Genomic DNA, 19,050 nt, shown 5'->3' with positions numbered 1-19,050 from the left:
ATGCAAGTCTTGGATACCAAAATCGATGGTGTGAAGATTATTCAACCAAAGGTATTTGGCGATGCGCGCGGTTTTTTCTTGGAGACCTTTGAAAAAAAACGCTATCAGGAAATGCTAAATATTGAACTGGATTTTGTGCAGGATAACCATTCGCGCTCTTCCCATGGTGTGTTGCGTGGGCTGCATTTTCAAAAGGTAAATCCCCAGGGTAAACTAGTGCGAGTAGTGCGTGGTGAAGTGTTTGATGTGGTGGTTGATATACGCCAGGATTCACCCACGTACGGTGTTTGGGAGGGTGTGCTCCTTTCTGAAGAAAATAAAACCCAGTTCTGGGTTCCACCGGGTTTGGCACATGGCTTTGTTGTACTTTCTGATATGGCAGATTTTGAGTATAAGTGCACCGATTATTATAACCCAGCACATGAAGGGTGCCTGCTATGGAATGACCCTGCTGTAGGTATCGAGTGGCCAATTAAGAGCCCGACACTGTCTGAAAAAGATAAACTGGGTAGATTATTTAAGGAGTTAGGCCAATGAAAGTGTTATTGACCGGTTCTAAAGGGCAATTAGGTAATTGCTTTTGTGACCGCCTTCCGGCAGGGTGGCATGTACTGGCAACTGATGTTGATACTCTCGATATCACAGATTTGGCTAAGGTTAAACAGCAGGTAATTGAATATCGGCCAGATGTGATTGTCAATGCGGCAGCTTACACTGCGGTTGATAAAGCTGAGTCTGACCAGCAAATTGCTACCTTGATTAATGAAATTGGCCCTAAAAACTTGGCATTAGCCGCGAATGAAGTTGGTGCTCGTTTGGTCCATGTCTCTACGGATTATGTTTTTGATGGTGAGGCCAATACACCCTATATAGAAACAGCCATAACTAACCCACTAGGAGTTTATGGCAAAACCAAGTTAGCCGGTGAAATTGCCGTTAGCCAGATTCAACCTGATGCCTTGATTATCCGCACCGCTTGGGTGTTTAGTGAGTATGGTAATAATTTTGTGAAGACCATGCTGCGCTTAGGGAAGGAGCGGGATGAGTTAAATGTGGTGGCGGATCAGTTCGGCTGCCCAACCTATGCGGGTGATATTGCCGTAGCAATCATAGAATTATTAAAAAAGAATGCTGATGGGGGAATTTATCACTTCTGTGGTGACAGCCAAGTCGCATGGAATGAGTTTGCAGAGGCAATATTTACATCTGCATTAAAGATGAAGCAATTGCCTAAATTGCCTGTGGTGAAAGCGATAGGGACAGAGCAGTACCCAACACCAGCGAGAAGACCTAAATACTCAGTACTTAACTGTGACAAAATTAAGCAACAGGGTATCGCTCTATCTTGCTGGCGAGACAGAATTGATGCTATTGTGCGCGCAAACATGCAACCCTAAGACCATATCCGTCATACTTTGAGTTGGTTGGCTGCGGTCTACATTCGCAGAAATTTGTTATATAACCAAGCAACTTGGAGTATGAAGAGTATAGAGCAGGCTTACGAAAAACGATGCGCTGAGTGTCGATATCTCGCTCTGTTGGTGTCATTAGATTGCTTACTATTTGGGGTGGTTAGTGTCAGAGCAACAAACTTGTAGTGAACTCCCTTCCGTAACTGAATTTTCCCCTATGCATTATAAGATTTCTGCAGTGATTGTGTCTTATCACCCTGAGTTAGGCAACCTTACCAGGCTGATCGACAGTCTAACTCAGCAACAAGTTTCTTGTGTCTTGGTGGATAATGGCACGTTAGCGCCAGAGGTGGTTGAGCAGTTGTCGCGTTTGGCAACCGTTATCAGACTTGAAGAAAACGTCGGGATTGCGAAGGCGCAGAACATAGGTATTGAGCAAGCATGTCAATGCCATCAGGCTGATATGATTGTATTTTTTGATCAAGACAGCAATGTGAATGATGGTTTTATGGCAAATCTGTCGCATGATTTCCACGTTATTGCCGCGACCCAAAAACTGGCTGCGATCGGCCCCATCTTTACCGATTCACGTTATGGATTTCACTATCCACTCATCAAAGTCAATGCATTGGGATGGCGTACAAAATTACGGCCGGAGACACAACACGCCCCATTTGAAGTCAGTATGCTCATCTCTTCTGGTTCGCTGATTCCTGTCAGTGTATTGCGCGACGTAGGTTTGATGAATGAATCTTTCTTTATTGACTATGTTGATACCGAATGGTGTCTACGTGCCGTCGCGATGGGTTACAAGATTTATGCTTCAACTTCGGCAAGAATGTCCCATGCTATTGGTGATAGGACGATGAAAGTCTTAGCTTGGCATGTTCCTATGCATTCTGATTTCAGAAGATATTATCGGATACGTAATGGTTTTTTATTAACCAGAATGCCGCATATTCCTCCGCTGGTAAAAATTCGTGAAAACGTTTTTAACACCATTCACCAGTTGCTATTGATTATGTCCCAACCAAATAAAAAAACGCACTTCAGAACATGGTATCGTGCTTTTAAAGATGGAATAAGCACAAAATGAGTGAAGGGAATCAAATGGAAAAAAAAATGCCTGTTGTAGCGTCTATTGTGTTGTATAAACATACGCAACAAGAGCTACAACCTACAATAGATTCATTATTAAGTGAAGCTTTAGTAGAAACCATTATTTTAGTTGATAATGCTGATTGTGAATGGGCAGCACACATCAATAACCCGCGTATCGTTTACATCAAGTCTGACAAAAATGGCGGATTTGGCCATGGCCATAACCAAGCGATGGCTGCCTTCCTTGATAAATGTGAATATTTTATTATCTGCAATCCAGATATTGAATTTGATGTCGGCACGGTAGAGACGTTATATCGTTTTGCCAAACAAAACCAACATGCCTTTCTTGCACCGAATGTTATCTACCCAAACGGTGAAAAACAGCGTGTTTGCCGGCTGCTTCCAACACCAGCAAACCTTTTATTACGCCGCTTTGTGCCTTTTTTTGCAAAATTTTTTGATAAAAAGTATGAACTGCATGGTGTCGACGATACACAAAATTTCTTTGCCCCATTTATTTCCGGTTGCTTTATATTTGCGCAAACCGATTTACTGAAGAAAGTACAAGGGTTTGATTCACGATACTTTATGTACCTTGAGGATGTTGATTTGTGTCGTAAAGTATTGGCGTACACTAAGCCAATATTTTGCGCAGGCGCAACGGTGAAGCATGGTTTCGCAAAAGGCTCCTATAAAAACTACAAACTGTTAGGCTACCATATTCAATCTGCCATCCATTATTTTAATAAATGGGGATGGTTCATTGATTCAGAACGCAGTAATATTAATAAAAAATGCTTGGACCAATTACCATCTATCACTGTTCAAGTGAGAAAGGAAAATCAGTAAAATGTTGACAAGTGGATTTGTGAATAAATCTTTTCTAGCTGTATTTTGTACGATTTCTATAATTGCTATTTTATTATTGCCGGTTAATGCTGTCAGTAAGTCATTTGCAGTAGCCGCAGTAGTTAATTTTGCATTTTTCACCTACTATTTCAAAAATTTTTATAATCTACCATCCATCTTTATGAGTATGTTTTTATTTATGATCGGATGCAGTCAAGCACGTCTGACACTAATTGAACAGGATAGTTTCAGCCAATCAACTTGGAATGCCTTGATTAGTGTCATTGTTGTTTTTTACGCAGTGGTATTCTGGTTTATGCTGCGCTATAGGCGGATCGAAAATAGTAAAAAGATGAATGGTGAGTATTGGATCTGTGGTAGGACACTGTTCTGGGCTAACCTAATCTGTATTATTGTGGAAACTGGGCTTTACTGGTTTGCAATTGATAAAATTGGCGCAATACCTCTTTTTGATGACAATGCACGCGCAAATATCATGCCTAAAGTGATTAGTAACTATCTTATGGTATTGCTAGTGCTGCCTATTTTCTTTATTATTTTTAATACAATATATGTCACCGAAACACGGAAATATGGTTATCTTATTTTCAGTGCATATTATTTGCTGTTACTGCTGTTACTGGGTGGACGCATCAATATTTTTATTCCCGTGGTGACTAGTCTATTTTACATACTTATTCAATATTATTTTTTTGAAAAAAATAAACTATCACTTTTGTTTACGGGCTTTTTAACTTTAATGGCTGTCGTCATACTGATGGTTTCTATACCGATCCTTAGAACTCAGGTTTATTTAAATAATCAACAGCCGGGAGTTAGCAGCACAGATTATTACAAGGCTATTTATAATACTCCAAATCAAAATAGTAAGCCTTTAAATGATGTGGCGGTAAATTCAAAAGCTCATGATTCAGAAACCACAAAAGAATTAGAGGCCGAGTTAGAGAAGGAAGAATTCAAACCCACCATGGTATTGCCGCCTAAAATAATGTCCATTTGGATTAATTTGAGTACCGAGATGCATGCCTTTAATAAATTGGTTATCTATCTTGATAATACGGGAGACTTCCGTAATGGGCGCATGTTATTAACAGGAACCTTCCGCTTTGCGACTAAATTTTTCATGCAGGATGAAACCCTTGATCTGGAAAAAATGGGAGGATATAACTGGATCAACATCATGACCTTTATGCAAAAACCATATATGGATTTTGGTATGTATGGGGTGGCGGGTTTTATGTTATTATTTACCAGTATTGGCATGACGTTATATAAACGTATGCAGCAGCAGAAAACAGTGGCTAACACACTATTTTATAGTTATTTCTGTATGGCAACGGTATTTATGATTTTTGATAATCACTTCTATTATTCTACGATAATCGTCAACGTTGTGATTTTACTTCTCTTCTTGAGTTTTATGCGCCGAGATTGGTTAGCTATTTTAAAGATATCCAGCCCGCAGAGTGGCCATATAAAGCAGGAAGCGTCGGATGATTAAATACGTTAATCACCCCGTTGTTCGTAACTACCTTTCACTGCTGATGGTACAGGGCGGGAATTTTATTTTCCCGCTGCTGGTTTTTCCTATAATTGGTCGTAATATTGGTGTCGCTCTATTTGGCGATATCATGTTCTGCTACATGATAGCGTTTTATCTTTCCATATTTGTTGATTATGGCTTCAACTTTTCAGCAGTGCGTACTATTGCAAAAATGGACAATCACTATGAGTTATCACGTAGCTTTTATGCGGTAGCCTTTAGTAAACTGTTTTTAACACTGGTGGCCCTATTAGTTATCTCATTGATGACATTCAATTGGGAGAAACTTGCAGTATTGAGTGATTACATACTGATCTCCTCGTTACTTATTGTTGGCTCAATGCTTTCACCTTACTGGTTATTGCAAGGGGTGGGCAAGATGGCCTGGGGAGCGATGATCACGCTGTTGGCAAGGGTTGTCACGTTAGTAACTTTTTTGCTGTTTCCTATCACCGCTACAAGCGCGGCACTGCTGCTTGCTTTCCCCAATTTTTTGGCAGCAGTCGTTATGCTAATGTGGGTTATCAAACGTTATCAGTTGGGTTGCCCAAAACTCGTGATACCAAGTGTTGTGGCTAATTTACGTGAAGGTTGGCCAGTATTCATCGCCAATTCAATAACGATGGTGTACTCAGCCAGTAATACTATTTTGTTGGGAATAATTGCTGGTCCAGTTTCTGCTGGGTTATACGGAGCAGCAGAAAGATTAGTGCGTTCTGGTCTAGCAGTGATGGCCCCTTTATGCCAAGCTGCTTATCCGATTATTTGCAGCTATCGCGAGAACGAAAGTGTCAAGCGCAATCGACTGATAAAAAGAGTGCTTGTCTTCAGCACACTTTTTGGTGTCTGCGCTTTTTGGTTTATTAACCAGTTTTCAGCTCAAATTATTACTTTACTATTTGGTGAAAAATTTATTGAAGCGGCCCCTATTCTTGCCGTACTTTCAATGATGCTGTTGATTATCCCGCCGGCAATTGTGCTAGCCCAATTGTTCTTGCTGGCTAATCATCATGATCGTACTTTGCAACGGATTTACATCTGTTGCGCTGCAACTCATTGCATGCATATCTATTTTACGACATACATGTTCGGTGCAATTGGAGCGTCATATTCATTGGTGTTTACTGAATTTTTGGCTACAGCACTGATTATTTACATGAGTAGCAGACTATTAAAAGGTTGATTAATACCCGCCATACTTCAAGTTGCTTGAAACGCTCGTTAAGACCGAGATACCTTGGGCAATCGTTCTGAGGGGCTATGATGAGATACATCCCTGTATCACAACCTACGGACTGACTTAATGTCGTTCATATTCGCTTCTGGCAAATTTGTCGGTGGCTGACGCCGCAACACACCCTTTCCCTAATATCAAGATTGGTTAATCAACTTGAAAGATCGCGGGTATATACGCGGCAAAAATTCGATTTATTCCGCAAAGATCTCACATCACTGAACAATCCCTGACCCGCTAATTTATCTGTACAATACTCATCTTCACGTTATGATATGGTTTTATATTTATTAACTTTAATCAATTATCTCTTTTGTTTTCAACGTTAAAGTTTTTTAAAACAGGAGTTCCTAATGTCCAAACAACAAATCGGCGTTGTCGGCATGGCGGTGATGGGCCGCAATCTGGCACTGAACATTGAAAGCCGTGGTTATACCGTTTCCATCTTTAACCGTTCCGGTGACAAGACTGATGAAGTGATTGCCGAGAATCCAGGCAAAAGTTTAGTGCCATACTACAGCGTGGAAGAATTTGTCGAATCGTTGGAAAAGCCACGCCGCATTTTGCTGATGGTAAAAGCGGGTGATGCGACGGATAAGACCATTGCTTCTTTGACCCCGCATCTGGAAAAGGGCGATATCCTGATTGATGGTGGCAACACCTACTATAAGGACACCATTCGCCGTAATCGTGAACTGTCTGCTCAGGGCTTCAACTTTATTGGTACCGGAGTGTCCGGTGGTGAAGAGGGAGCTTTGAAAGGGCCTTCTATCATGCCTGGCGGCCAGAAAGAAGCCTATGAACTGGTTGCTCCTATCCTGAAGAAAATCGCCGCTGTAGCTGAAGGCGAGCCCTGCGTTGCCTATATCGGCGCTGATGGTGCCGGGCATTATGTGAAGATGGTGCATAACGGTATCGAGTATGGCGATATGCAACTGATCGCAGAGGCTTACTCGTTGCTAAAACAAGCATTGAACTTGAGCAATCAACAACTGGCGGAAACCTTTAGCGAGTGGAATAAAGGCGAATTGAGCAGTTATTTGATTGATATCACGAAGGATATCTTCACCAAGAAAGATGATGAGGGTAAATACCTGGTTGATGTGATCTTGGATGAGGCTGCTAATAAGGGTACCGGTAAATGGACCAGCCAGAGCTCGCTGGATCTAGGCGAACCACTGTCGTTGATCACGGAATCAGTGTTTGCGCGTTATCTCTCTTCATTGAAAGACCAGCGTGTTGCGGCATCTAAAGTGCTAACTGGCCCTAAAGTAACGCCATTTAGCGGTGATAAAGCCGAGTTTGCGGAAAAAGTGCGCCGGGCGCTGTATCTAGGCAAAATCGTGTCTTATGCGCAAGGCTTCTCTCAGTTAAAAGCAGCCTCTGAGGAAAATAATTGGGATTTACATTACGGTGAAATTGCCAAGATTTTCCGTGCTGGGTGCATCATCCGCGCTCAGTTCCTACAAAAAATTACTGATGCTTATGCTGAAAATGCCGACATTGCTAATCTATTGCTGGCGCCTTACTTCAAACAGATTGCCGATGATTATCAGCAGGCACTGCGTGATGTAGTTTCCTATGCGGTGCAGAATGGCATTCCAACGCCAACCTTCTCTGCCGCCATCGCCTACTACGACAGCTACCGCTCTGCTGTGTTACCTGCCAACCTGATCCAGGCGCAGCGTGACTACTTTGGCGCGCATACTTACAAGCGTATTGATAAAGACGGGGTATTTCATACCGAATGGATGAAGTGAACTTAAACTGAGGATTTAATTTGCACTGGATTAAATCCAATACTTTTTGAATCTAGCATCCATTATTTTATATTTATTAAACCACTTCGTTGCACGAAGTGGTAATTATTACACCAAGGTAATCCTTCTATCAATCGCTGAACAATCTGACACAGAGAGAGTATTGGCTGAGAAATTATAGTGTAGGATTCTTAATAACAACATGGAATTTAAGTTTCTGTATTTACAAATATAGCAGAGAATTTATCAGAAATAAGATATATTGTAGTTAATATATTAACGCAAAAAAGTCGTTTAAAGCAGGATTACGAAAAAAGATGCACCGAGCAAGGATAGACACTGAGTACCTAGCGTCTGTCCTTGGCGGGGCGGTGTTTCGTAATCTTGCCCTGAGTATTAATCTGTACAGTTTATATCATTAATATATTTAGCTGGTACCTTCATTTTAAATTTAGGCACAGGCGGTTCAATTTGTATTAATAAAAACCCGTCAGTTGCTATTTCTGGGTGACATAAACTACTTTTAAATTTATTTGAAGAATTATATTTTAGTGTCGAATTACTTATAACGGAGCCGTTCAGTACATTCATTATATGAAGAATTAAAACAATTATAACCAATGCATATGAAATTTTATTTAAAAAATAGATATTGGATAATTGAGACAATACTATAACGAAGAGAGTAGATGAAATTACATTTATACCCATAAAATATCTATCAGGATATGTTGCCGTATAATTATTAAGAATGCCCGTTAATCCATACCGCCCACTTATAGTGGCTATAGTGTACACTGCCATTACAGAGAATAGAAATATTATAGCATTTTTAGCTTTATCATTTTTAGTGCTTATATATGCAAAGATACACATTGAGAGGAATAGAAAGCTAAACAAAATAGAGGCTAAATCATTAAATTCACTGTACCAAGGGAATATGAAATTATATAATATAGATCTTGCCGTAACCATTTCAATAATATTTTTCGGATTTGGAGTGCCTAATATGCCTCCGTGTCCATCCATATTAGGAATAATGATTAAAAAAAGTAACGATAATGATGTAATTAAAGGCAGGAATTCAAGCAGGGCATGTTTATTTTTTATAAAATATTTTATCCGTAAAGCCAAATAAATGCCAGTAACAGCAAAACAAACTGGATTTGTTGCAGCTGCAAGAAATATAAATATATCAAAAATGTATTTGCAATATTTTACCCTGCACTCGCCTCTTAATAAATGGAGGCATACCGAGATGATTGGCATGTAAAATCCAACTTGGACTAAAGTGCCTATACTCTCACTGGTAGATCCGCCAAGGGGAACTAATATAGAAAATAGAAACCCTGCCATTGAAAAGAAACGATTAGAATAAATTCTCAAGCATTTATAGATTAATATAGCAACAACAGAATAGAAAGAATATGAAACTATCGCTATGGCTTGTGGTAAAAAAGAAAGAGGGCTGCCACTGACTATATAACTAATTTTTGAGGAAATAAAAAGTAAAGCAATGTTGAAGAAAACATAATAATCTGAGCGTGCATGTAAAAATGTGGATATCCAGCCATCACGCAATGCTTTTGCTGTCCATATACCATCTTCTGCATAAACGTTAGCATCTAGGAATGCATAGGGCTCGCGAAAAAATAGGATTGAAAAGCCCAAAAAGAATAGGAATAATATTTTCATTACGTCTTTCATATTATCATCTCTAAGCTCTAGTACTGTCTGAGACAGTTTGTGACTGTTGAAATAATGAATCATTGAATATTTACTTACATCAAAACTCACCTACTAACCTATATTGCTTTAATGTGGAAATGTTAATTATTTTTTTAACTTTATATTATATAAGCCAAAACTTGCCTTAAATAATACGAGAAGAACAGAAATATTACCTTTTACACTACTTATCTTAGTTGGTACTTCTCCTTTAGGATAGCGGCGTATTGTTGCTAGTTCAATGCAACGGTACCCCAACTTCGGTGCGCGATAAGATAGGTAAGCTAATAATTCATATGTCATAAATACATCTCGGAATATAGACATATTCGGGTCAAGTAACATTTTTTTACTATAGGCACGGAAGCCTTGGGTAGTATCTGTCCATTTGAAACCTGACGCGATACTTAATACCGGAGCATGCATAAAGCGTATGGCTAAATCACGTGATTTAGGTGTGTTCTCTGCAATACCACCGTTAAGAAAGCGTGAGGCTTGAACAAAATCAAATCCATTTTTTAATGCAGTAATGAAATTTGGAATGGCTTCGGGATCATCTTTATCATTTCCATCGATCGTGATAATACCTTCATAGTCCTGTTTCAAGGCAAATGCATATGCACAACGTAGTTGCGCACTTAATTTTCCTTCCCCAGTTTTCAATAATAACCCACGAACACCCAAATCTCGCAAGCTGGTCAGTTCTAAAGAACCATCACTACTACCGCCATCAACGATAATAATATCTGCCATATCAGCAATTGCCAGTGCAGCCATACGGCTGAGCAGGCTTTTAATTCGTTCTCCTTCATTGATGACTGGAATAATGACACAATAGTCACTCTTTTTTCCAAGCCATAAGGAAATATCGAACGATGGGACTTGCCATGAATCTTGCTGCTTTGTCAATGTATTCATAATAGTTTCATTCTGTTGTTATTTTAAGCTACGCGCGCAGTGATCAGTGCAACTCCAGCGATAACCAGAGCTATGCCAGCGCCAGTAGTCCAGTGTAATGGTTCATTGAAAATGAGCACTGAAAGTAACGCAACGGAAGCAACAGCACCCGTTGTCAATATTGGATGTGCTACGTTTAATGGAAGATAGGCTAAGGCCGCTGCATAAAGTAAAAATGCTGCCCCATATAAAATTAATCCTAGCCAGAATGGCCAATTAGTTAGTGCAGCCAACGGATCGGTAAAACTCGGAAATTTACGTGGTGGCATCATGGCTAGCTTGATTAATACACTGGCTGATGCATTAGATGCGATACCTAGCAATAGAATCAACCATTTCATATGTTATTCACCTGCAATGCAGGGCGATAATTGGTGATTGTGTGTTGCAGTGCTCGTTCAATAGAGCATAAATGAGGCTCACTTGCTGTTGCTACCATTTCAATAGTGGCCACCTGCATGGGCAAATATTGAGCTAATGCGTGATGGATTGCGCTGTGGTTTGTAGTCGTATCACCAATTGGTAGCAGGTCAGCTTCACTAATATGGATATGACCAATTAAATCTGAATAACAAGGCAGTAGATCATTAACATTTTCGCTGTTAATTGCCATCGCGCCGGTATCCAATTGCATTTTTATTGATGGGTGTTGGATTAACTTAACGATACGTGCTGTTTCTGCAGTGGTGGTCATAAAGTTGGCACCATAGTGCGTCGGGTTTGGTTCTAGACAAATAATTACACCATGCTGTTGTGCAATGTCCGCGAGTTGTTGAAAGAAAGATAGCGCAGTTTCGATGGTTTTTTGCTCACTGAGTCCTGAACAGTCTCTATTACGTGGCGAACCAAAAACGAGACGAGTTGCACCTAAACCCGCTGCAATACGACAAACTGCAGTTAAATGGGATAGCATAGCTTGCTGGCTCTCTTCAGAACCGAATACATTCAACCCTTGTGTGCCGAATAATAGGGCCTGCATCCCAACAATCTCAATATTGTGGTCACCCCACCAATTTTTTACTTTAGCAATATCAGTACTTGATGCACTAATAGGATCAGCGAAATATTTCCCAGGTGCAATATCAATAGCATCTACTTGATATTTATGTAAAAGCTCTACAATGGCATCATCTTCTGCTACATCCCAAGCAATATTAGAAATGGATAATCTCATTTTTTTCCTCAGTTGCAGATTTCATCGAGATAGGTTCGGACTGAGCATAAGCACGAATCGCTTGTATCGTTTCACGAACACTATATTGATAATTATCTTGGCCACCTAGTATAGATGCATATTGAGATTGCATATCATATGTGGCAGCATCCCCGTCAAACTGCTGTTCAAAACTGATGCCAAAGCCTTGCTGAGCAACTTGCGCCACACTTAGCGGTGAACTTGTTAAGTGAACGAGCTTTAATTCGGCTTTCAATGAAGCTTGTATATCGAACCACAAGTTGACCATCGGATAAAATTGAAATACACCGCGACTATCGATTGAATGTAGGTTGTTGCTATTAAGAAAATCAAAAATGATGTTTTTGCGTAGCCCTGGGCCAACTAATCCAGGTAATCGAACTATCAAAAACTGTTCAAAATTATGTTCGACAAATTGCTCCAAACGATAACGATTAAGACCATAAGCATGGAGGTCGGTGGTGTCAACTAAACTTGACTCATTGACGCCAATTGGTGATTTAAAAACATCCACAGTACTGATAAGGATGAACGTTTTACATTTTATTGTTTTTAAATGTGCAATCAGGCTGTCTATTTTTTTACGGTCAGATTCTGGATCTTTGTTGGCTAACCATTTTTGCGCAGGTGCGCCTGCACATACAACGGTATCAAAAATATTATTATCAATATCGCCAATGTTGTTAGAACGATAAAGTGCGTCAAACTTTGTTTGTTTCAGTAGGGTACTACCAACAAACCCAGAAAAACCAATTAAGGCATTTTGCATTATCTTCCACCTGCTTATCTTTGCTATTGGTTGCCGATTGTTTATCGGTCACGGCCCGTTTGAACTTTATTTTTGTATGTACTGCTAGAGTCGCTGAGAACATTAACACGATCCTGGTTGACCATAACAGCACTGTTCTTTTCGAATACAATTGAGTAATCAGCCTGCTCACTGCGATCATCTAATAAGCGGCCAAGGTACTCACCAAAAAAAGCCAGCATGACAAATTGTAGCATAAATAACAGAGACATAAAGAGAACAGTTGTTGTCCACCCCTCAACTACGTGGCCACTAATAATATTGATAGTCACACTGTATACTGCAAAAATGAATGCAGCTAAACTTCCTATCATGCCGATTCCAGACATCCAGCGTAGTGGTCGAGATGAGTTGAATACCATCAAACGCACCAAGTATCGAAAACCACACCAGAAGGATTTTTTTTGCGAGCTGTCTGGCTGTAGTACGTAACAGTATGAACCACTAGGATAGCCAGTTTTTTGTATTCTTAAATAAAATTGGTGATGGAAACGGCCGGTACTGGTGACTGAGTTAACCGCTCGCCGACTAAGACAACGTAAGCTGGTTGCCTGTGGCGGTAAGTGGTAGTCGATAGCTTGCAGGATTTTATCTGAGATTGAACGAAACAAGCGATAAGCTAATGAAATAGGTTGTTCAGCAACACCCACTACGACATCCATACCTGATTTGCAGCACTCAACGGTACCTGAAATAGCACTGATTGGATCAGTTTGAAGATCGAAAAGTACCACAAAATCACCGATGGCATTTTCAAGACCAGCAGCCCAAGCAACATCATTGTGAACGTAGCCGGCAAGTTGAATATAACGAACGCTGGGGATATGGCGTAACATCGTTTCCATATCATATCCTGGGCTATTTGTTACCCAAGGCCCTTGAATTATAATGACTATTTCATAATCAGAATACAAGCTATCCAAATAAACTTGAATTTGTTTTACTTTTTCTTCTATCCCAACTAACTGTTGGTCAATATTTAATACTACTGAAACAAAAGAGTCACTTTTCACGGCGTTAACACTCCTATCAATCTACAATATGCTGCTTAGTAATCGCATCGATTACATCATATACATTGTCTATTTTTCCCCCCATAATGCAGTGGAACCCAGATAAACCATGATTAGCTCTAAATAATATTGGGCGCGAATCATCAGATTCACTACGAGGTAGCAAGGTTTTCACTTCCCAGAGAGAGCGCTTATACTCACAATCTTCTAGAATGGGTAAGTAGCGCATGGCATCTTTCTTCATATAGTGCCAAGCACTATTTTTTTCGTCTTCATCAAATTTTCTATGAGCATCAACATAAGTGATATGGTCTTTGTCGAACCATTCATAATGTGGGGTATAACGAACGTGACTAAAAGAATGCAACTTAGCAGAGGGGAAGGGCATTACGGAAAAGAATGGACCACACATCACCGTCAAGCCAACTTTTTTCAACTCATCCGGTACATCCACAAGGCACATTTCTGTCATTTCATGCTTAAGAGGGATTAACTCTAGAGTAGAATTTTGCAACATGTAGTTGATATGAGAGTAAGTGCAGTTGAATACATGATCAGCATACATCTCTGCAATTTCACCAGACTGGGTATTCGTGTAGGTAACCATTAAACCGTCTTGGTGCTGGCATACCTTATCGACTGAAACATTTGTCTGATAATTGGCTAAGGATGTTTTCACTCGCTCTAGCATGGCATCGCGAAGTTTCCACGAGTCAAAAGCATATTCGGTAACAGAAAAACAGGCATCTATCATGGCCGGATTAGTGAGCTTTTGTAAGTGGGAGGGGGCGGACTCACAAGATGCGCCAATACGCTCACAAAATTTGGTGAACTGATTAGCTGTCACTTTTCCTAGTTTGCTGCTGATTAAATAGTACTTTTCGAAGTCGGAGTCGATACAATCACGAAACTCAGCCACAAAACGAGGGAAAGATACGCGAGACCTTAAGGCGGTTAAAATGCTACGAGGATAATGGTAACCATTATGAACGCGTGCTTGATTGTTAAATGATGCCCGAGACATAAAGTTTGACTCTTTTTCAAACAGTTGGACATCATGCCCCCGCTCTGCAAAAAATTCGGCAATATACATGCCGAAAAAACCACCACCTACGATAACAATCTTTTTTTTCATAGCATATCATTCACTTTTTTAAACATTTTTTGATAAAAAAGTATATTCAGCAAAAAAAATTAAGATATCAATAGTATCTATATATCAAGTTAACTTCACCAAATATTGTACTATTTTGAACGTTGTTACGCTGAACAGTCTGACTCAGTTGATTACATATCCTTTTTGTTTGAGGCGCGCTGAGTTGGATTTGATACAGGTGACCATATCACTAGTCACTTTTCTTACACATGAAGTCGTTTTAAGCTTCAGCTTATCCCTATGAAAAAAAAGAATTTAGTGTACTGGAGAGTCATGCCTTTATTGTTTGGATTTATCCGGTGTGCCGTAAAACCCCGTCCTTCAGGGCGAGGATATAAGGCACGGTTTTCTACCTAACTTGGTGTTTGCTGTTGCTCAATGTATTGCCTGATGATGGATATTGGCGATCCGCCGCAGCTACTGGCAAAGTAGCTCGGCGCCCACAGAACACCTTTGTAGTAATACTGAGCTGCAATGTCAGGGCGATCACGACGAAGTAATCGGCTAGACACACCCTTGAGGCTGTTAACAAGATTTGATACCGCTAACTTTGGTGGGTAGTTAATCAGCAGGTGAACGTGATCGCCTTCGCCGTCCATCTCGACCAGTTCAACCTCGAAATCAGCGCATACACTGGCAAAGTAATTTCGTAGCTTCTCGATAGCATCCTGATCAAATACTCTGCGTCGATACTTGGTGACAAAGACCAAGTGAACATGCATCAGGAAAGTACAATGTCTTCCTCGACGAATATCAATTTCTTTTGTCATAGGCCAAGAGTATAATTGTGGGTATGAAGCGACTGCAAGCCTTTAAATTCCAGTTAAGACCCAATGGTCAGCAAGAGCGTGATATGCGGCGCTTCTCTGGGGCTTGTCGTTTTGTTTTTAACCGCGCACTGGCGTTACAGAATGAAAATCATGAGGCGGGAAACAAATACCTTCCCTATGTAAAAATGGCCGCATGGCTGGTTGAGTGGAAAAAAGAACCTGAAACTCACTGGTTGAAAGAGTCACCTTCTCAGTCTTTACAGCAGGCGTTAAAAGACCTTGAGCGAGCCTATAAAAACTTCTTCCAAAAAAGAGCCTCATTCCCACGGCTTAAAAAACGTGGTCAAAGTGATTCATTCCGCTATCCGCAAGGTGTGAAGCTCGATCAGGAAAATAACCGTATATCGTTGCCAAAACTGGGCTGGATAAGCTACCGCAACAGCCGTGAGGTTGTTGGCGAGGTGAAAAACGTCACGGTTAGCCAGTCATGCGGTAAGTGGTACATGAGTATTCAGACTGAATACGTAGTCACTGAACCGGCTCATACCTCAACATCGATGGTAGGTCTTGATGCTGGCGTAGCAAAACTTGCTACGCTCTCTGATGGCACTGTGTTTGAGCCTGTAAACAGCTTTAAAACCAATCAGAAGAAAGTTGCCAAACTTCAGCGTGAAATGAGCCGTAAGGTGAAGTTCAGCAACAACTGGAAGAAGGCAAAACGCAAAGTACAAAACCTGCATTCTCGTATCGCAAATATTCGCCGCGACTACCTTCACAAAGTCAGTACGACAATCAGCAAAAACCACGCAATGATCGTCATTGAAGACTTGAAAGTTGCCAACATGTCAAAGTCGGCAGCGGGTACGGTAATCCGGCATGGGCGCAACGTCCGTGCAAAATCAGGCTTAAACCGTTCGATATTAGATCAGGGGTGGTACGAACTTCGCCGCCAGCTTGAGTACAAACAGCTCTGGCGCGGTGGGCAGGTGCTGGCGATTAATCCAGCCTACACCAGTCAGAAATGTGCTTGCTGTGGTCATACAGCGAAAGAAAACCGCCAGTCACAAAGTCAGTTCGAGTGTCTGGAATGTGGATATACAGAGAACGCCGATATAAACGGCGCTCGTAATATTTTAGCGGCGGGGCACGCCGCGTTAGCCTGTGGAGAGATGGCAGCTTTAGGCCGCTCGATGAAGCAGGAACCCACCGAGGCGAGTCAGGCTTCGGCCTGAACGCTGTAGGGATCCTCGCCCTTTAGGGCGGGGAGGATGTCAAAGTAGCAAGATGATTGGACTTTCTAAAGCAGGGCGCCTAGGGGGTATAACGATGCAGTAAGAGTCTATGGGATAGACTCTTACTGCTACAATTACTGCTACAACTCAACTCCTAACGCTACTTCTTCTCATGCCTCTCCCGCAGGCAGCTAATCACTTTACTCAGATCCAGTTCCTGATCCTGCAGTAGCACCAGCAGGTGATAGATCAAGTCTGCTGCTTCATTGGTCAGTTCTTCACGGTTATTCACTGTGGCAGCCAGAGCGGTTTCTACTCCTTCTTCCCCTACCTTTTGTGCAATGCGTTTGGTGCCGCTGGCATACAGTTTGGCGGTGTAAGAGCTGTCTGGGCTGGCGTTTTTGCGCTCGGCCAGTAACTGCTCAAGCTGATATAGGAACCCCCAGTCACTGCTTGCCGGGTGGAAGCAGCTATTATTGCCCAAGTGGCAGGTGGGGCCGATGGGGTTGGCCAGGATCAGCAGGGTATCGTTATCGCAATCGGGCGTGATGCTCACCACGTTGAGGAAGTGGCCGGAGCTTTCACCTTTGGTCCAAAGGCGCTGTTTGGTGCGTGAAAAAAAGGTGACTTTGCCGCTGTGTTCGGTCTCTGCCAGTGCTTGTGGGTTCATATAACCCAGCATCAGCACTTCGCCAGAAACCGCATGTTGAACGATCACCGGCATCAGGTTATCGGTTTTTTCCCAATCCAGTTTACTTCTCTGTTGTTCTGTTAACACAGGCGAATCTCCACACCATTCTTTGCCAGGAACTTTTTCAGCTCCCCGATATTGATAATTTGTTTATGGAACACCGAAGCAGCCAGTGCGCCGTCGACATTGGCATCACGGAAGGCCGCCAGGAAGTGTTCCATAGTACCGGCGCCGCCAGAGGCAATCAGTGGTACCTGGCACACTTCCCGTACTCGTTGCAGTTGCTCCAGGTCATAGCCATTGCGCACGCCGTCCTGGTTCATCATATTAAGCACAATTTCCCCAGCACCACGGCGTTGCACTTCCTGTACCCAATCAAGGGTTTGCCACTGCGTCACCCGGGTGCGGGTTTCGTCGCCAGTATACTGGTTAACATGATATGTGCCGGTGGTGGCTTCAAACCAGGTGTCTATTCCCACCACAATGCACTGTACGCCAAAGCGCTCCGCTAGGCGGCTGATAAGCGTTGGGTCTGCCAGTGCTGGTGAGTTGATGGAAATTTTGTCCGCACCAAAGGAGAGGATCTGGCTGGCATCTTCCTCGCTTTTAATCCCTCCGGCGACACAGAACGGAATATCGATCACTTCTGCTACCCGCGATACCCAGCTTTTATCCACCACCCGGCCATCGCTAGAGGCGGTGATATCGTAAAATACCAGTTCGTCGGCGCCTTCCTGGGCATAGCGTTGAGCCAGCGGAACGATGTCACCAATAATTTCGTGGTTGCGGAACTGAACGCCTTTCACCACTTGCCCATCTTTAACGTCCAGGCAAGGTATTATCCGTTTTGCCAACATGCGATAGCCTCCTCAACACTGAATTTACCGTCTAACAGGGCGCGCCCAACAATCACCCCTTCAACACCGCTACCACGTAATTGAGCGATATCATCCAAGTTACCGATGCCGCCTGATGCCTGGAAGGCGATTTGTGGGTAGCGTTGGCACACTTCCTGATACAGCGCCACGTTGGAGCCTTTCAACGTGCCATCCCGTGAAATATCGGTACAAAGCACGTGTTTCAGGCCGAAAGGCAGGTACTGTTCAATAACTTGTTCCAGTGTGGCGTCAGAGTTCTCTTGCCAGCCACTGATGGCGACCTGTTTACGGCCTTGGGCGTCAATGCGCACATCCAGCGCCAGTACCATGGCATCGGCACCGTAACGCTCAAACCAACCCTGTACCATCTCCGGCTGTTTTACTGCTGTTGAGCCGATCACCACACGGCTGGCACCGGCGGCCAGCAGGGCGGCTACATCTTGCTCGTTACGGATACCGCCCCCCACTTGTACCGGGACATTGATGCCTGCCAATAGTTTGCGCAGCAGGGGAATTTGCCGGGCTGCGGGATCTTTAGCCCCGGTCAGGTCCACCAGGTGCAGCACCTGTGCCCCTTGTTGCTGATAGTCTTGCAAGCGCAGTAGCGGATCGTTGCCATAATCACGTTGTTGACCGTAGTCACCTTGGTGCAGGCGCACTACATTGCCGTCGATTAAATCTAAAGCGGGAATAATCATG

At 42.3% G+C, this 19,050-nt stretch carries 19 protein-coding genes and 1 pseudogene; 9 read left to right on the top strand and 11 right to left on the bottom strand.

What is annotated here, in order from left to right; translation table 11 throughout:
• From rfbC to ACX9GV_RS11385, 8 genes and pseudogenes are all read left to right on the top strand, one after another.
• A complete protein-coding gene (gene rfbC, locus ACX9GV_RS11420) occupies positions 1-537 on the top strand; it encodes a dTDP-4-dehydrorhamnose 3,5-epimerase (RefSeq protein WP_473195597.1) in 537 nt (178 codons plus the stop codon).
• Positions 534-1,397, top strand: a complete 864-nt coding sequence (rfbD, locus tag ACX9GV_RS11415) for a dTDP-4-dehydrorhamnose reductase (protein WP_473195596.1) — start codon at positions 534-536, stop codon at positions 1,395-1,397. Before rfbC ends, rfbD begins: the two co-directional genes overlap by 4 nt.
• Positions 1,398-1,575: 178 nt before the next feature.
• Positions 1,576-2,508, top strand: a complete 933-nt coding sequence (locus tag ACX9GV_RS11410; RefSeq protein ID WP_473195595.1) for a glycosyltransferase family 2 protein — start codon at positions 1,576-1,578, stop codon at positions 2,506-2,508.
• Complete coding sequence (locus ACX9GV_RS11405) at positions 2,505-3,365, top strand: glycosyltransferase (RefSeq protein WP_473195594.1); 861 nt, start codon at positions 2,505-2,507, stop codon at positions 3,363-3,365. Before ACX9GV_RS11410 ends, ACX9GV_RS11405 begins: the two co-directional genes overlap by 4 nt.
• Position 3,366: 1 nt before the next feature.
• Complete coding sequence (locus ACX9GV_RS11400) at positions 3,367-4,887, top strand: hypothetical protein (protein WP_473195593.1); 1,521 nt, start codon at positions 3,367-3,369, stop codon at positions 4,885-4,887.
• The gene (locus ACX9GV_RS11395) at positions 4,880-6,112 is read left to right on the top strand and encodes an oligosaccharide flippase family protein (RefSeq protein WP_473195592.1); all 1,233 of its coding nucleotides are present in this window, start codon (positions 4,880-4,882) and stop codon (positions 6,110-6,112) included. Before ACX9GV_RS11400 ends, ACX9GV_RS11395 begins: the two co-directional genes overlap by 8 nt.
• Positions 6,113-6,516: 404 nt before the next feature.
• Positions 6,517-7,923, top strand: coding sequence for an NADP-dependent phosphogluconate dehydrogenase (gndA, locus tag ACX9GV_RS11390; protein ID WP_473195591.1), 1,407 nt, complete (start codon positions 6,517-6,519; stop codon positions 7,921-7,923).
• A gap of 228 nt (positions 7,924-8,151) precedes the next feature.
• A pseudogene (locus tag ACX9GV_RS11385) lies at positions 8,152-8,345 on the top strand (hypothetical protein); the annotation flags it as partial.
• On the opposite strand, the gene ACX9GV_RS11380 reads toward ACX9GV_RS11385, so the two are convergent.
• The 8 genes from ACX9GV_RS11380 to tnpA form a co-directional block, all read right to left on the bottom strand.
• Complete coding sequence (locus ACX9GV_RS11380) at positions 8,320-9,720, bottom strand: hypothetical protein (RefSeq protein WP_473195590.1); 1,401 nt, start codon at positions 9,718-9,720, stop codon at positions 8,320-8,322. The pseudogene ACX9GV_RS11385 and the gene ACX9GV_RS11380 overlap by 26 nt on opposite strands.
• Positions 9,721-9,756: 36 nt before the next feature.
• Entirely contained in the window at positions 9,757-10,569 is an 813-nt protein-coding gene (locus ACX9GV_RS11375) for a glycosyltransferase family 2 protein (protein WP_473195589.1), read from the bottom strand.
• Between the two features lie 23 nt (positions 10,570-10,592).
• The gene (locus tag ACX9GV_RS11370; protein ID WP_023492830.1) at positions 10,593-10,949 is read right to left on the bottom strand and encodes an EamA family transporter; all 357 of its coding nucleotides are present in this window, start codon (positions 10,947-10,949) and stop codon (positions 10,593-10,595) included.
• Positions 10,946-11,782, bottom strand: coding sequence for a sugar phosphate isomerase/epimerase family protein (locus tag ACX9GV_RS11365; RefSeq protein WP_473195588.1), 837 nt, complete (start codon positions 11,780-11,782; stop codon positions 10,946-10,948). The genes ACX9GV_RS11370 and ACX9GV_RS11365 overlap by 4 nt, the downstream gene beginning before the upstream one ends.
• A complete protein-coding gene (locus ACX9GV_RS11360) occupies positions 11,763-12,572 on the bottom strand; it encodes an NAD-dependent epimerase/dehydratase family protein (protein ID WP_473195587.1) in 810 nt (269 codons plus the stop codon). The genes ACX9GV_RS11365 and ACX9GV_RS11360 overlap by 20 nt, the downstream gene beginning before the upstream one ends.
• A gap of 41 nt (positions 12,573-12,613) precedes the next feature.
• On the bottom strand, positions 12,614-13,624 hold the full coding sequence (locus ACX9GV_RS11355) for a glycosyltransferase family protein (protein ID WP_473195586.1): 1,011 nt from the start codon (positions 13,622-13,624) through the stop codon (positions 12,614-12,616).
• A gap of 16 nt (positions 13,625-13,640) precedes the next feature.
• Positions 13,641-14,759, bottom strand: coding sequence for an FAD-dependent oxidoreductase (locus tag ACX9GV_RS11350; protein WP_037386142.1), 1,119 nt, complete (start codon positions 14,757-14,759; stop codon positions 13,641-13,643).
• 374 nt (positions 14,760-15,133) lie between these two features.
• Positions 15,134-15,550 (bottom strand): IS200/IS605 family transposase, encoded by a 417-nt coding sequence (gene tnpA, locus ACX9GV_RS11345; RefSeq protein WP_023492913.1) that lies wholly within the window; start codon positions 15,548-15,550, stop codon positions 15,134-15,136.
• 23 nt (positions 15,551-15,573) lie between these two features.
• Here tnpA and ACX9GV_RS11340 point away from each other — a divergent pair, with 23 nt between their 5' ends.
• A complete protein-coding gene (locus ACX9GV_RS11340) occupies positions 15,574-16,782 on the top strand; it encodes an RNA-guided endonuclease InsQ/TnpB family protein (protein ID WP_473195585.1) in 1,209 nt (402 codons plus the stop codon).
• 160 nt (positions 16,783-16,942) lie between these two features.
• Here ACX9GV_RS11340 and hisIE read toward each other — a convergent pair whose 3' ends face one another.
• From hisIE to hisA, 3 genes are read right to left on the bottom strand one after another with little or no spacing between them, the layout of a single operon-like run.
• On the bottom strand, positions 16,943-17,560 hold the full coding sequence (gene hisIE, locus ACX9GV_RS11335) for a bifunctional phosphoribosyl-AMP cyclohydrolase/phosphoribosyl-ATP diphosphatase HisIE (RefSeq protein ID WP_023492267.1): 618 nt from the start codon (positions 17,558-17,560) through the stop codon (positions 16,943-16,945).
• Positions 17,554-18,330, bottom strand: coding sequence for an imidazole glycerol phosphate synthase subunit HisF (gene hisF, locus ACX9GV_RS11330; protein ID WP_023492266.1), 777 nt, complete (start codon positions 18,328-18,330; stop codon positions 17,554-17,556). The genes hisIE and hisF overlap by 7 nt, the downstream gene beginning before the upstream one ends.
• Positions 18,312-19,049, bottom strand: coding sequence for a 1-(5-phosphoribosyl)-5-[(5-phosphoribosylamino)methylideneamino]imidazole-4-carboxamide isomerase (hisA, locus tag ACX9GV_RS11325; protein WP_116728356.1), 738 nt, complete (start codon positions 19,047-19,049; stop codon positions 18,312-18,314). Before hisA ends, hisF begins: the two co-directional genes overlap by 19 nt.
• Position 19,050 lies beyond the last annotated feature (1 nt).

The sequence above is a fragment of the Serratia sp. 25CWL12 genome, from assembly GCF_055790885.1.
Note: the sequence above shows the minus strand (reverse complement) of the source record. Positions and strands in the feature narration are given on the sequence as shown.

What these genes read in the sequence shown, in the direction of transcription:
- rfbC (WP_473195597.1), top strand. Translation starts at nt 1, where the DNA reads ATGCAAGTCTTGGATACCAAAATCGATGGTGTGAAGATTATTCAACCA.
- rfbD (WP_473195596.1), top strand. Translation starts at nt 534, where the DNA reads ATGAAAGTGTTATTGACCGGTTCTAAAGGGCAATTAGGTAATTGCTTT.
- ACX9GV_RS11405 (WP_473195594.1), top strand. Translation starts at nt 2,505, where the DNA reads ATGAGTGAAGGGAATCAAATGGAAAAAAAAATGCCTGTTGTAGCGTCT.
- ACX9GV_RS11400 (WP_473195593.1), top strand. Translation starts at nt 3,367, where the DNA reads ATGTTGACAAGTGGATTTGTGAATAAATCTTTTCTAGCTGTATTTTGT.
- ACX9GV_RS11395 (WP_473195592.1), top strand. Translation starts at nt 4,880, where the DNA reads ATGATTAAATACGTTAATCACCCCGTTGTTCGTAACTACCTTTCACTG.
- gndA (WP_473195591.1), top strand. Translation starts at nt 6,517, where the DNA reads ATGTCCAAACAACAAATCGGCGTTGTCGGCATGGCGGTGATGGGCCGC.
- ACX9GV_RS11375 (WP_473195589.1), bottom strand. Translation starts at nt 10,569, where the DNA reads ATGAATACATTGACAAAGCAGCAAGATTCATGGCAAGTCCCATCGTTC.
- ACX9GV_RS11370 (WP_023492830.1), bottom strand. Translation starts at nt 10,949, where the DNA reads ATGAAATGGTTGATTCTATTGCTAGGTATCGCATCTAATGCATCAGCC.
- ACX9GV_RS11365 (WP_473195588.1), bottom strand. Translation starts at nt 11,782, where the DNA reads ATGAGATTATCCATTTCTAATATTGCTTGGGATGTAGCAGAAGATGAT.
- ACX9GV_RS11360 (WP_473195587.1), bottom strand. Translation starts at nt 12,572, where the DNA reads ATGCAAAATGCCTTAATTGGTTTTTCTGGGTTTGTTGGTAGTACCCTA.
- ACX9GV_RS11350 (WP_037386142.1), bottom strand. Translation starts at nt 14,759, where the DNA reads ATGAAAAAAAAGATTGTTATCGTAGGTGGTGGTTTTTTCGGCATGTAT.
- tnpA (WP_023492913.1), bottom strand. Translation starts at nt 15,550, where the DNA reads ATGACAAAAGAAATTGATATTCGTCGAGGAAGACATTGTACTTTCCTG.
- ACX9GV_RS11340 (WP_473195585.1), top strand. Translation starts at nt 15,574, where the DNA reads ATGAAGCGACTGCAAGCCTTTAAATTCCAGTTAAGACCCAATGGTCAG.
- hisF (WP_023492266.1), bottom strand. Translation starts at nt 18,330, where the DNA reads ATGTTGGCAAAACGGATAATACCTTGCCTGGACGTTAAAGATGGGCAA.
- hisA (WP_116728356.1), bottom strand. Translation starts at nt 19,049, where the DNA reads ATGATTATTCCCGCTTTAGATTTAATCGACGGCAATGTAGTGCGCCTG.